Origin of the sequence: Silanimonas sp. (assembly GCF_027530345.1) — a bacterium.
GTDB lineage: Bacteria > Pseudomonadota > Gammaproteobacteria > Xanthomonadales > Xanthomonadaceae > Silanimonas.
This window is the reverse complement of sequence record NZ_JAPZQK010000029.1, coordinates 1-12,816: the sequence shown is the minus strand read 5'-3', so window position 1 is coordinate 12,816 and position 12,816 is coordinate 1. Positions and strand designations below refer to the sequence as shown.

Annotated in this window: 9 protein-coding genes and 1 tRNA gene; 1 reads left to right on the top strand and 9 read right to left on the bottom strand. The window is 66.2% G+C overall.

Going from position 1 to position 12,816, the window contains the following annotated elements; genetic code table 11:
* Nucleotides 1–12: 12 nt before the first annotated feature.
* The 9 genes from bfr to acnD form a co-directional block, all read right to left on the bottom strand.
* Entirely contained in the window at nucleotides 13–486 is a 474-nt protein-coding gene (bfr, locus tag O9255_RS13175; RefSeq protein ID WP_297867327.1) for a bacterioferritin, read from the bottom strand.
* 127 nt (nucleotides 487–613) lie between these two features.
* A complete protein-coding gene (locus tag O9255_RS13170) occupies nucleotides 614–805 on the bottom strand; it encodes a (2Fe-2S)-binding protein (protein ID WP_345781382.1) in 192 nt (63 codons plus the stop codon).
* 115 nt (nucleotides 806–920) lie between these two features.
* On the bottom strand, nucleotides 921–1,469 hold the full coding sequence (locus tag O9255_RS13165) for an RNA pyrophosphohydrolase (RefSeq protein ID WP_345781381.1): 549 nt from the start codon (nucleotides 1,467–1,469) through the stop codon (nucleotides 921–923).
* Between the two features lie 53 nt (nucleotides 1,470–1,522).
* A complete protein-coding gene (locus tag O9255_RS13160; protein ID WP_297867325.1) occupies nucleotides 1,523–3,088 on the bottom strand; it encodes a cation:proton antiporter in 1,566 nt (521 codons plus the stop codon).
* A 2-nt stretch (nucleotides 3,089–3,090) separates the two neighbouring features.
* Entirely contained in the window at nucleotides 3,091–4,284 is a 1,194-nt protein-coding gene (gene prpF / locus O9255_RS13155; protein WP_297867324.1) for a 2-methylaconitate cis-trans isomerase PrpF, read from the bottom strand.
* 6 nt (nucleotides 4,285–4,290) lie between these two features.
* Entirely contained in the window at nucleotides 4,291–6,912 is a 2,622-nt protein-coding gene (locus tag O9255_RS13150) for a DEAD/DEAH box helicase family protein (RefSeq protein WP_297867323.1), read from the bottom strand.
* A complete protein-coding gene (locus O9255_RS13145; RefSeq protein WP_297867322.1) occupies nucleotides 6,909–7,970 on the bottom strand; it encodes a virulence RhuM family protein in 1,062 nt (353 codons plus the stop codon). Before O9255_RS13145 ends, O9255_RS13150 begins: the two co-directional genes overlap by 4 nt.
* Complete coding sequence (locus O9255_RS13140; protein WP_297867321.1) at nucleotides 7,967–9,619, bottom strand: site-specific DNA-methyltransferase; 1,653 nt, start codon at nucleotides 9,617–9,619, stop codon at nucleotides 7,967–7,969. Before O9255_RS13140 ends, O9255_RS13145 begins: the two co-directional genes overlap by 4 nt.
* Before the next feature lie 73 nt (nucleotides 9,620–9,692).
* Nucleotides 9,693–12,305 (bottom strand): Fe/S-dependent 2-methylisocitrate dehydratase AcnD, encoded by a 2,613-nt coding sequence (gene acnD / locus O9255_RS13135; RefSeq protein WP_297867320.1) that lies wholly within the window; start codon nucleotides 12,303–12,305, stop codon nucleotides 9,693–9,695.
* 133 nt (nucleotides 12,306–12,438) lie between these two features.
* Between acnD and O9255_RS13130 the strand changes: the two genes are divergently transcribed.
* A tRNA-Met gene (locus O9255_RS13130) sits at nucleotides 12,439–12,515 on the top strand.
* The last annotated feature ends 301 nt before the right edge of the window (nucleotides 12,516–12,816 follow it).

Sequence of the window (12,816 nt, the reverse complement as noted above, 5' to 3'; positions counted from 1 at the left end):
GAATCGCGGCGATCAGTCCTTCGACATCGTCGTCTGCAGGTACGGGCCCTCGCCGAGGCGCTTGATCAAGTCGAGCTGCGTTTCCAGCCAGTCGACGTGCTCCTCCTCGGAAGCGAGGATCTTCGCGAACAGGTCGCGGCTGACGTAGTCACCCACCGATTCCGCATGCGCGACGGCGGCCTTCAGGTCCGGGATGGCGATCATCTCGAGCTTGAGGTCGCACTCGAAGACTTCCTTCGGCGTCTCGCCGATCATGATCTTGCCGAGGTTCTGCAGGTTCGGCAGGCCCTCGAGGAATAGGACGCGCTCGATGACCCAATCGGCGTGCTTCATCTCGTCGATCGACTCGTGGTACTCGTGCTCGCCGAGTTCCTTGAAGCCCCAGTTCTTCAGCATGCGCGCATGCAGGAAATACTGGTTGATCGCGGTGAGTTCGTTGTAGAGCACCTTGTTGAGGTGCTGGATGACCTGCGGGTCGCCCTTCATGTCGGCTGCTCCTTGGCGCGTGGTGCGCGAAGCCTAGCGCCGCGCCTCAGCGCACGCGTAAACGCGAATCGCTGCGCGATATGGACGCGAAGTGAAGACCGGATCGGGGTGGCGCCGCGAGGACGCTTCAGGCGGCGACGGGCAGGCCGAGGCTCATCGACTTGGCCTGGAGGATGGCCTCTTCCGCGTACTCGCGGCAGCAGCCGCAGGTGCTGCCGCAACCCGTGCGCGCGGCAAGCGCATCGAGGCTGTCGCAGCCCTCGTCGACGGCCCGCTGGATATCGCGATCGGTGACTCCGTTGCAGACGCAGACGTACACGGCTTGCATCCAGTAATACGAACAGTTCGCATTACAAGCCGCAAGTGGCGGGCTGTCAAGGGCCAGGGCCACCCGGCAGTTGCCGGATTCAGCGCCCGGTCGACGGCGTGAAGGCTCAGGCTTGGCGACGGCTCCGCGCCTCGCCCAACGGCGCCGGGAAGGCCGGCTCGGGCACCGCCTCATTGCCGGCCAAGACGCGGGCGGCCGGGGCCACATGGCACAGCGCCCGCGTATAGACGTCGCGCTTGAAGTGCACGACGTGCTCCAACGGATACCAGTAGTCGACCCAACGGAAGCGGTCGAACTCGGGCTTCTCGTTGGCGTCGAGGCGCACGTTGGATTCGCAGGCCACGAGGCGCAGCAGGAACCACACCTGCTTCTGGCCGATGCAGCGCGGCTTCTCGCCCTGACGCACGCAGCGCGAGGGCAGGCGGTAGCGCAGCCAGCCGGGCGTGGAATGCAGGAGCTCGACGTGCTCGGGGAGCAAGCCGGTCTCTTCCTGCAGCTCGCGGTACATGGCCTCGAGCGGCGTCTCGTCGCTGTTCATTCCGCCCTGCGGGAACTGCCAGCCGTCGCGATGCACGCGACGGGCCCAGAACAGGCGGCCGTCGTCGCGCATCAGGATGATGCCGACATTGGGGCGGTAACCGTCCGGATCGATCACCGTACGGGCTCCAAATTCAATGGGCTCACCATGCCACAGCGGCGAGAGAAGCCTCAAGCCTCGGTGTGTCCACCGAGGCGATGCAAGGCCTGTTCGCCGAGATGGCGACCGGCCTCGTGCAGGGTGAGGTGCGCCTCGTCCGCGCCATCGGCACGCAGCAGGGCCACGTGGTCGGCGTACAGCGCATGGGCGACGATCGGGCCGCGGAAGCCGCGCGCGCGCAGGTGCCGCGCGGCCGCGCGCTTGGCGTCGATGGCATCCATCGCCAGCACCGCGACGCGCAGCGAGGCGAGGTCGGCGATGCGCCAGACGTCGGCGTCCTCGGCATCCACCATCACCACGTCGCGCCCGGCCTCCTGGTGCTCGCGGATGCGGAACGGGTCGGCGTCCAGCCCGACCACCCCGCCCATCGCATCGCGCAGACGGTCGTAGGCCGCCGTGCCAGTGCGGCCCATGCCGAACACCAAGGCTTCGGCGTGCCCGAGGCCCGGGGCGATCTCGTCGGGATGGCGCGTGTGGCGCTGGAAGCGCACCAAACAGGGTTCCAGACGGTCGTACAGGCGCTGCGCGTGGCGATTCAAGGGCGCGGCGACCGCGAAGGACAGGGCCACGGCGAGGGCCAATGGCGTCAGCCAGTCTTCCAGGCCGGCGACGCCCGCCGCAACGATGAGGCCGAACTCGCTGTACGCCGAGAGCGACAGCGCAGCGAGAAAGGCATTGCGTGCGCGCAGGCGGAAGGCCAGCAGCAGGGCGAAGAACAGCATGGATTTCAGCGGCAGCGCGAGCAACAGCAGCGCGGCGATGAGCCAGTCGCGGCCGGTCGGCAAGCCCGCGAGACCAATCCACAGGAAGAAGGCAACGAGGAAAACCTCCTTCATCGCCCACAGGTCGTGGCCGAGCTCGCGCGCCCGCGCGTGGCCGCCGACCAGCACGCCCACCACCAGCGCACCGAGCTCACCCGAAAGGCCCAGCGCAGCGAAACCCATGCCACCGAACACCACGGCGAGCCCGAGGCCAGCGAGCACGAGCAGCTCGTCGTGGCCACAGCGGTCGAGCAACCGGTACAGCAGCGGGCGAAGCAACGGCAGTCCAAGCAGCAGCAGGGCCCAGGCCGACGGCGTCTTTCCGCCCCACAGGGCGAGCGCGGCGAGCGCGATGAGGTCCTGGACGATCAGGATGCCAATCGCGATCCGTGCATAGAACGCAGAGAGTTCGCGCTTGCCCTCAAGCATCTTCGCCGCGAGCACCGTGCTGGAGAACGACAGCGCGATAGCGACCAGCAGCGCCTCCTTGCCTCCTACGCCCGCCCACAGCACGAGCAGCGGCGCGAACACCGCCACCACCACCGCGCCGTGTGCCAGCCCGCCGAGGAGCACCGCAGGCTGGGCGATCTGCCCAGGCTTCAGTTTCAGGCCAACGGTGAACAACAGCAGCAGTACGCCGAGGTGCGCGATGTTCTCGACCGTGGCCACGCCGGCCTCGCTGATGACGTCCCAACGCGCATCGACGGCATGGAGGGCGAAGCCCGCGGCGAGGAAGCCCACCAGCGGCGGAAGGCCGACGGCGCGGGCCACCAGGCCGAACAGCAGCGCCGCGCCGATGCCGAGGGCTTCCAGCATCCTCAGTCGCCCACGACGTCGGCGGGAACGCGCACGTGGCCTTCCATCAGCACGCGGGCGCTGCGGCTCATCAGCGCGCGGCGCACGACCCACTGGCCGTCGACCTGCTCGGCCGCGGCGCCGACGCGCATCGTGCCGCTGGGGTGGCCGAAGTTGACCGCCTCGCGGGCCCCGCCACCGGCGGCCTCGTTCACCAGCGTGCCCGGGATGGCCGCCGCCGTGGCGATGGCCACCGAGGCCGTGCCCATCATCGCGTGGTGCAGCTTGCCCATCGACAGCGCACGGGCAACGAGATCGATGTCGCCCGCTTTCACCGCCTTGCCACTGGACGCGACGTAGTCGGCCGGCGCCGCGACGAAGGCGACCTTCGGCGTGTGCTGGCGCTTGGCGGCCTCTTCCGGGCTCTTGATCAGGCCCATGCGCAGGGCACCGGCGGTGCGAATGGCCTCGAACATCGCAAGACGCTCGCGGCTTTCGTTGATCGCCGGCTGCAGCTCGGTGCCGTTGAGGCCGATGTCGGCCGCGCGCACGAACACCGTCGGGATGCCCGCGGTGATCATCGTGGCCTGCAGCGTGCCCACGCCCGGCACGTCGAGCGTGTCGACGACATTCCCGGTGGGGAACATCGCGCCGCCCTCATCGCCTTCGTCCACCGGATCAAGGAACTCCAGCGGGATCTCGGCGCTGGGGAAGGTGACGCCATCCAGCTCGAAATCACCGTCTTCCTGCACCTCGCCCTGATGGATCGGGACGTGAGCAACAATCGTCTTGCCGATGTTCTTCTGCCAGATGCGCACCGTGCACACGCCGTCGCGCGGAATGCGGTCGGCGGGGATGAAGCCATTCGCGATCGCGAAGGGCCCGACGGCGCTGCTGAGGTTGCCGCAGTTGCCACTCCAGTCGACGAAGGCGCTGTCGATGCTGACCTGGCCGTAGAGGTAGTCGACGTCGTGGCCAGCCTGCGTGGCCGGGCCGATGATCACGCACTTGCTGGTGCTCGACGTCGCACCACCCATGCCATCGGTGTGCTTGGCGTAGGGATCCGGCGAACCGATCACGCGCAGCAACAGCGCATCGCGCGACGGGCCGGGCACGCGCGCGGACTCGGGAAGATCGGCCAAGCGGAAGAACACGCCCTTCGACGTGCCGCCACGCATGTAGGTGGCGGGGATGCGAAGCTGGGGTCGAAGGGTCATTGCAGTTTATCCATCAAGAGCGGCACGGATCATGGCCCAGTCGCGCGATTGGGGCATGACAAAACGGTAGCGATCGCCGGCTCGCCTCGCCCAGAGTTGGCCGATACGGCGCTTTTCGGCCTGCTCTGGCTGGTCATAGCGATCAGCACCCTTGTACTCGATGACAAGGATGCGACCGTCCGTCATCCGCACGAGGAAGTCGGGGTAGAAGCGATGCTTCGACGTCGGCAAAGAAAAGGCACCGGGTTTGCGCTCGACGTTGCGCACCCAGTCCTGCACACCCTCCAAGGTGTTGGCAATGAAGTTGGCGCAGTCGAACTCCTCGCCGGTCGACTTCAGATTGCCAATCTGGGGGAAGAAGTGCTTGGGCAACGTCACGAAGCCGTTGTACTGCCAATCCCACGCATAGCGCCCCGCTTGGAAAACACACTGGAGGCGCTCAGTTGCCGACAGCCTTGCCTCATCTTCCAGCAGCGACAAGAAGCGCTGACGGTGTCCGCCGGCGCGTGAACTAGCGATGCGCTCCGCAAGCGCGTCCGACAACCGGGACTTCCGATAAACCAGCTCTTCGATGGACAGCTTCCGGTCTTCGGTCAGGAATCGAAGCGCGGTCGACAACCACGCGGCCAACTCTTCCGGATCAATGTCGGGGGCGGAAAGCCGTCGCTCCAAGGTCCACAGCAAGTCCTCGAGGCTCGCGGACTCCCTCAGGTTGAACAGCCCCAGCTGGACATCCAGCCGCTCCAAGGGATCAAGGCGCAGCCTGCCCGCCTCGCCAAGGCCCAGCCGCGCCCGCTGCAGCGTCTCGACCTTAAGCGGAAATGCCGAGCCGTCCAACTTGGCGTCAACCTCCGCGAGCGCGAGGGTTCCCTCCAGTGGGGGTGCGCTCCCGAGGTCGCACAGCCAATCGCCCTGTTGCCACGCCAACAGCGGCACGGCAAACGTTTCGCCACGCTCCGCGGGCGTCAGCGCCGGAACCTCAACGGGGGCGGCAAGCCTGGCGAACGCATGCTCGATCGCCTCTCGAGCCGAGTCGCTCGGGGCAACGCTCTTGAGGGCCTGCTGGTCACGCGGGCTCCATTCGCCACGGATCGTGAAGCTGCCGGTTTCAGGGGACAGCTCGATCCGACTCTCGAACCGCTTCCGCGTCGCCTCCGGCAGCGTGGAGAAATCCGGCAGCACCACTCGACCCTCGTCGATGGGCAACGGCACGGTGACGCTGGCGTTCTGGCGGAACAGATCTTCGGCCGGCGCCATCAAGGCGCCCGTACGGACAAGATCGTTCACATCCTGCCGCTCGAATCCGGACTGGACGAGGCCATCGCGCAGGGTGGCCGCAACATGCGCGAGGTTGTCCGATACCGCGAACGCATAGGCTTGGTTCAATGCCGGGCGAGACTTCTTCGTGACCTGCGGCATCCGAAGGACGCGACCCAGAATCTGCTCCAGCGCCACCTGAGTGCTGCTCCCGCGGAAGCTCAAAAGCACATAAGCCGCAGGCCAGTCCCAGCCTTCGCGCAGCTTGTCGGCGGTGATCACGAAGCGAAGAACCGCGGGATCCACAGTACTCAATTCGTCAATGCCGCTGGCCGAACGCGCGATCTGCGCCTCGGGAACACCGAATTGCTCGATCAGTGCCGAGCGAACGCGATCAACGGTCATGGCGTCCGGGTTGTCCTGCTGCTGGCGTTCGGCCTGCAGCAGCATGATCGGGCGGAGCACTTCACCGGTCGTCGCGCGCTCTTGGTCGGCATCAGCCTGAAGGGCATCGAGCTTGGCAATCGCTTCACGCAGCGCAATGCGCCAGTCCGCGTGCACGGCCATCTCGATGGGCAGCTTGATCATGTCCTCGCCTTGCAGGGTCGAGGCCGAGATCGACACCAACACGTTCGAGGGCTGGTGAAGGCGGTCAGGCGTGGCCGTCATCTCGAGGACGGCGCAGGGCTTGAGGCGCGCCAAGGTATCGAACGCCAGCGCGGTGCCCTGGTTGTGCGCCTCGTCCACGACGATGAACGGGCGTCGAAGCGCAAGCGCCTCGACCAGCGACCAGCCGCTGCCTTCGATGCCGCGGAAGTGGTCCATCAGCGCCCCGTTCGGCTTGTAGACCGAAAGCCGCTCCGTATCGGCTTGCTTGAAGGCCTGCATCGTCGCCACGATGATCGTGTCGTGACTGTCGAGAACGGCGGGCGACACGGAAAGGGCCTCGTCGAGGTCAAGCACCGCGACCTCACCCAGCAGGATGCGCAACTCGTCATGAAGCAATTCGCCGGGCGTACGCAGTGCCTTCAGCGTCTGCGCACGGATCGGGTCGGTCGGCACCAGCCAGACCGTGAGGGTGTTGACCGACCCCAGGAAACTGCGTTTCAGCCGCTCGATGGCGTGGCCACCGATCAGCGTCTTGCCGCCCCCGGTGGGGACGCGCAAACACACGACGGGCACGTCGTCCTCGGCCAGCGGTACGGGCGCGTGATAAGGCACCCGGACCTTGAAGGTCTCCAGCGTGCAGGCTTCGAAGGCGCGACGACTGGCCTCACGAGTGCCCGGCTGGGCTTCCGCCTCGTGCCGCCAGCGGCGCAGAAAGTCCTCGAAGCGATCGAGAACCTCTCCCTGATACGTCTTGAGTTTCATGCGTCCTTGTCCTTGGCACTCGTTCGGCGCTTGCCGGATGCGGATGATCGGCCCTTGGCGTTGGGCAACGCCTTCGCCAAGGTCTCGAACGCCTTCTCCGCTAGCGACGGCAACGCCGAACGCTGCTGAAGAAGCAGGGCGTACTGCTGCTCGGCATGCGCCTGCGCGGTGTCGTGGCTCACCGTCCCCGCGTGCGTCAGCACTTCACGCCCACCCAGCCGGAGGAAATCGTCCAACTTGGCGATCCAGTCCGCCATCGTCATCGCTCGGCGGTTCAGGGCCTGAAGCTCGGCGAACTCGAGGTAGGCGGTCACGATGCGGTTCAGCGTGTCCAGTTCGTCGGCGTCCAGATAGTTCTTGGCAATACCAACGTCCTGCTTGCGTGGCGCGCCTCCGCTCCAGCCGGTGAGGCCCATGTGCGGGCGGGACGCATCGGCGCGCGCCTTCACCACTTCGGCCGCGGTCTGGCCGTGGGCCGCGAAGTGCATCTTGTTCTGCACCGTCTGGAAGAAGCGCTGGCTGGCTTCCGCCGACGGGTCGTAGTCGATGCTGGTGGCATAGATGTCCAGCACTTTCCGCCAGAACATCCGCTCGGACGAACGGATGTCGCGGATGCGCGCCAGCAACTCTTCGAAATAGCCGTCGTCCGGACCGCGCTTCAGCCGCTCGTCGTCCATGGCGAAGCCCTTGACGAGATACTCGGACAGCCGCTCGGTGGCCCACTGACGGAACTGCGTGCCGCGTGCCGAACGGACGCGGTAACCCACGGCCAGAATGGCCGGCAGCGCGTAGTGGTCCACCAGCCGACGCACTTCGCGGCCGCCCTCCACTTGAACGATTCGGAATTTCCGAATAGTTCGTTCAGGTTCAAGCTCGCCATCCTCGAACGCGGCGGCCAGGTGCTCGTTCACCGTGGGCACAGACACGTCGTACAGCGCCGCGATCTGCCGCTGCGACAACCACACGGAATCGCCGCTGAGGCGCACCTCCAGCCGGGTGCGCTCATCCTGGCCCCGATAAAGCAGGAGCTCGGAGGGGGGCGGGGTGTCGTCGCTCATGGGGCCACCCGGAGGTGGTAGGGCAACTGCTTGAACACGATGCCCAAGGCCCGCAGGCGCTCCGCGCCGATGGCGCAGCGGGCACCGTAGACCACACGCGGACCCTCGTGCGCCGGCAGATGCTCCAGCAGCGGCGTGGTCAGCACATTGCCGCCGTCGATGCTGCGGTCTTTCAGGATGCCGTTGTACAGCAGGTACACCGCGCCGCCTTCGTGCACGCCCAGCAGCGGGCTGGTGGTGTCGGCGCCCTTGCGGCTGGCACGGGTCGCGGGCAAACCCATGCCGGTTTCCATGAACCAGACGAAGCGGGCCAGCTCCGCAAAGCGGACCTCGTTGCTGATGTGGCCGCGCGCGTCGAACAGGGGCTTGCCGAGCGTGCAGAACTGAAAGCCGCCACCGAGGCCGGACACGGCCTCGCCTTCGTTCGGCGAATAACCTGAAGCGACTTTGCTGACTCGTGCCGCCGTTACGTCGCGAGCGATCGAATCATCCATTTCCACCATGAGAAATCGCCGACTGCCCCCGTCTTCTGCGTTGAGCTTGAGAACGGCGTGACCGGTAGTGCCTGATCCAGCAAAGCTGTCGAGAACGATCGCATTGCGATCGTTCATCATCCTCAAAATGCGCTCGATCAGTTCAACGGGCTTGGGCGTGTCGAAGAGATCCGTCGTGTTGAACACCCCCCTCAAGAAAGCTTTCGCTTGACGCATGGTGGGGAGGTCGGCCCAAAGGCTGGGATACGGTCGACGCGGATCATCGGGCGCGAATTCGCGGGTGTACGGCTCCCACACAGGCGACCCCTGGCGCTGCCGCTGCTTCCATATCAACGTGTTCGCCTCAATGTGCCTCGCTACGCCGTCCTGCCCCATCGCCCAGCGGGCATCTTCGCCGTTGTCGTGCGTCGGATAGACCGTCGAACCATCCGGTGCGGTCAACGGAAAGTACATCGTCGGCCGGTCACGACGGAGACTGTTTCGCCCGTTCTTTTTGAGCAAACGATCGCGGTATCGGCGTCCGGCGTCATCGACTTGACCATAGGCTTCGACGATTCCGGGTGCCGACATCTGCGAGAGCGACAGCTTCGGCTTGTTCGCCGCATAAGCGAGTACGTACTCGTGGTCGGGCGTCAAGGAGACCTTGTTGTCGTTCGGGCTATCGACTTTCCGCCAAATCAACGCCGTCACGAAGTTTCGTGCGCCAAACACCTCATCCATTAGCAGTCGGAGATTGGGCGCCTCGTTGTCGTCAATCGACACGAAGATGGCCCCATCCTCCCGCAGGAACTGCTTCAGCAGCATCAGCCGCGGGTACATCATGCACAACCAGCGGTCGTGGCGATCCAGCGTCTCGCCCTCCTTGCCCACCACCTCGCCCAGCCAGCGGCGGATCTCCGGGCTGTTGACGTTGTCGTTGTAGACCCAGCCTTCGTTGCCTGTGTTGTACGGCGGGTCGATGTAGATGCACTTCACCTGCCCCGCATAGCGCGGCAGCAGCGCCTTCAGCGCCAGCAGGTTGTCGCCCTGCACGATCAGGTTGCCGCTGTCGACATCGCCCACCGACAGCGCTGACACGGGTTCCAGCAAGCGGAACGGGACGTCCTTGTGGTGCTTGACAACGGCGTCTTTGCCAATCCAGTTCAGCGTGGGCATTCCTCAGCTCCGATTCGTTGCCGCGTCCGTCCAGTATTCCGCCCGGCGTCTCTCCGACTGAGACGCACTCCGCTCAGGCCGCCTTCGTCGCTTCGAGGAAGTCCTGCGCGAAGCGCTGCAGCACACCGCCCGCCTCGTAGATCGCCACTTCCTCGGCAGTGTCGAGGCGGCAGCGCACCGGGCATTCCACGCGGCTGCCGTCCTTGCGATGCACGACCAGCGTGAGCGTCGCGCCCGGCGTGCGGGCGCCGGTGACGTCATACGTCTCGGTGCCGTCGAGGCCCAGCGTGAGGCGCGTGGTGCCGGGCAGGAACTCGCAGGGCAGCACGCCCATGCCGATCAGGTTGGTTCGGTGAATCCGCTCGAAGCCTTCGGCCACGATCGCCTCCACGCCGGCGAGGCGCACGCCCTTGGCCGCCCAGTCGCGCGAGCTGCCCTGGCCGTAGTCGGCACCGGCGATGATGATCAGCGGCTGGCCGCGCTCCATGTAGGTCTCGATGGCTTCCCACATGCGCAGCGTCTTGCCCTCCGGCTCGACGCGGGCCAGCGAGCCCTTGCGCACCTTGCCCTCGGCATCGCGGACCATCTCGTTCTGCAGGGTCGGATTCGCGAAGGTCGCGCGCTGAGCCGTCAAATGATCGCCGCGGTGTGTGGCGTAGGAATTGAAGTCCTCTTCCGGCAGGCCCATCTTCGCGAGGTACTCGCCGGCCGCGCTGTTCAGCAGGATGGCGTTCGACGGCGAGAGATGGTCGGTGGTGATGTTGTCACCGAGGATCGCCAGCGGGCGCAGGCCCGAGAGCGTGCGCGGCTTGGCCAATGCGCCTTCCCAATACGGCGGGCGGCGGATATAGGTGCTCATCTCGCGCCAGTCGTACAGCGGCCTCACCGCCTCGCCGTGCTCGACCACCACGCGGAACATCGGGTCGTACACCTTGCGGTACTGCTCCGGCTTCACCGACTGCTTCACCACGGCGTCGATCTCGGCATCCGTCGGCCAGAGGTCCTTGAGCAGGATCGGCGTGCCGTCAGCGCGATGGCCCAGCGCGTCCTTCTCGATGTCGAAGCGCACGGTGCCGGCGATGGCATAGGCCACCACCAGCGGCGGCGAAGCGAGGAAGGCCTGCTTCGCGTAGGGATGGATGCGGCCGTCGAAGTTGCGGTTGCCGGAGAGCACCGCCGTCGCATACAGGTCGCGTCCGATGACTTCCTTCTGGATGGCCGGATCGAGCGCGCCGCTCATGCCGTTGCAGGTGGTGCAGGCGAAGGCGACGATGCCGAAGCCCAGCGCCTCGAGTTCGGTCTTCAGGCCGGCCTCTTCGAGATAGAGCTGCACGGCCTTCGAGCCCGGCGCCAGCGAGGTCTTCACCCAGGGCTTGCGCACGAGGCCCAGCGCGTTCGCCTTCTTCGCCAGCAGGCCGGCGGCGATGACGTTGCGCGGGTTCGATGTGTTGGTGCAGGAGGTGATCGCGGCGATGATCACCGCGCCGTCCGGCATCAGGCCCTGCGCCTCCTGCTCGCGTGCGGCAGCGAGATTCCCCGCGATGCCTTTGGCGGCCAGCTCACTCGTCGCGACGCGCGCATGCGGGTTCGACGGGCCGGCCATGGTGCGAACGACGGTGCTGAGATCGAAGTGCAGCGTGCGCTCGTATTCGGCGGTCTTCAGATCATCCGCCCACAGGCCGAGCGTCTTCGCATAGGTCTCGACCAGCGCCACCTGCTCGTCCGAGCGGCCGGTGAGGCGCAAGTAATCGAGTGTGTTGCCGTCGATGAAGAACATCGCCGCCGTCGCGCCGTACTCCGGCGCCATGTTCGAGATCGTCGCGCGGTCGCCCAGCGTCAGCGCCGCCGCACCTTCGCCGCGGAACTCGAGGTAGGCGCCGACCACCTTCGACTTGCGCAGGAACTCGGTGAGCGAGAGCACGATGTCGGTGGCGGTGATGCCCGGCTGCGGCTTGCCGGTCAGCTCGACGGCGACGATGTCCGGCAGGCGCATCCACGAGGCGCGGCCCAGCATCACGTTCTCGGCCTCGAGGCCGCCGACACCGATGGCGATGACGCCGAGCGCATCGACGTGCGGCGTGTGCGAGTCGGTGCCGACGCAGGTGTCGGGATACGCGACGCCCTGCTCGACACCGATCACCGGCGACATCTTCTCCAGGTTGATCTGATGCATGATCCCGTTGCCCGGCGGTATCACGTCGACGTTCTTGAACGCGCGCTTCGTCCAGTCGATGAAGTGGAAGCGGTCCTCGTTGCGGCGGTCCTCGATGGCGCGGTTCTTCTCGAAGGCATTCGGATCGAAGCCGCCGCATTCGACGGCCAGTGAGTGGTCGACGATCAGCTGCACCGGCACCACCGGATTCACCTGCGCCGGATCGCCGCCGAAATCGGCGATGGCATCGCGCAGGCCGGCGAGGTCGACGAGCGCCGTCTGGCCGAGGATGTCGTGGCAGACCACGCGGGCCGGGAACCAGGGGAAGTCGAGGTCGCGCTTGCGCTCGATGAATTGGCGCAGGTAGTCCGGAACGCACACCGCGTCCGCCCGGCGAACAATGTTTTCGGCGTGCACGCGCGCGGTGTACGGCAGCGTGGCCCAGGCCCCGGGACGGATGGCATCGACGGCCTCGCGGGCGTCGAAATAGTCGAGGCGGGTGCCGGGCAGCGGCTTGCGGTGGGCGGAGTTCATGGCGGGCGTCGGCTCGAAGCGCAGGCGAGGCCTACGATTATCGGCGATCCCGCGTCGCGACCGGGTCTGACGGTGTCCGTTCAGTCGTCCGGTTGACGCGACGGCGGTCGGCGTGGACAATGCCCGCCCCCGTGGCTATGTAGCTCAGCCGGTTAGAGCACAGCACTCATAATGCTGGGGTCGGTGGTTCGAGTCCACCCATAGCCACCACACCTAACCCCGCGATTCTGCGGGGTTTTTTGTGCCCGAAGGTCGGCTGAGCGGATCGATGTGTTGAGCTCCGTGCCCATCCCGTGCCCAATCCGTGCCCAAAAATTCGGCCGGTTTCAAACGCGCGGTTGAAAGCGACCCAAGCACGCCCTCGGATTTTGGCTCTTTTGAAATCCGAGTGGGTTATGCGGCATGGGGATTGATGCCTCGGAAGTCGAGCTTCCCGGCGATCAGGAACAGCACGGTGCGCATGGTTTCGAATCGGCCGTACCCACGCGCCTTGCGCTTGGCGGCCTGAAAA

What these genes read in the sequence shown, in the direction of transcription:
- bfr (WP_297867327.1), bottom strand. Translation starts at nt 486, where the DNA reads ATGAAGGGCGACCCGCAGGTCATCCAGCACCTCAACAAGGTGCTCTAC.
- O9255_RS13160 (WP_297867325.1), bottom strand. Translation starts at nt 3,088, where the DNA reads ATGCTGGAAGCCCTCGGCATCGGCGCGGCGCTGCTGTTCGGCCTGGTG.
- prpF (WP_297867324.1), bottom strand. Translation starts at nt 4,284, where the DNA reads ATGACCCTTCGACCCCAGCTTCGCATCCCCGCCACCTACATGCGTGGC.
- O9255_RS13150 (WP_297867323.1), bottom strand. Translation starts at nt 6,912, where the DNA reads ATGAAACTCAAGACGTATCAGGGAGAGGTTCTCGATCGCTTCGAGGAC.
- O9255_RS13145 (WP_297867322.1), bottom strand. Translation starts at nt 7,970, where the DNA reads ATGAGCGACGACACCCCGCCCCCCTCCGAGCTCCTGCTTTATCGGGGC.
- acnD (WP_297867320.1), bottom strand. Translation starts at nt 12,305, where the DNA reads ATGAACTCCGCCCACCGCAAGCCGCTGCCCGGCACCCGCCTCGACTAT.
- O9255_RS13140 (WP_297867321.1), bottom strand. Translation starts at nt 9,619, where the DNA reads ATGCCCACGCTGAACTGGATTGGCAAAGACGCCGTTGTCAAGCACCAC.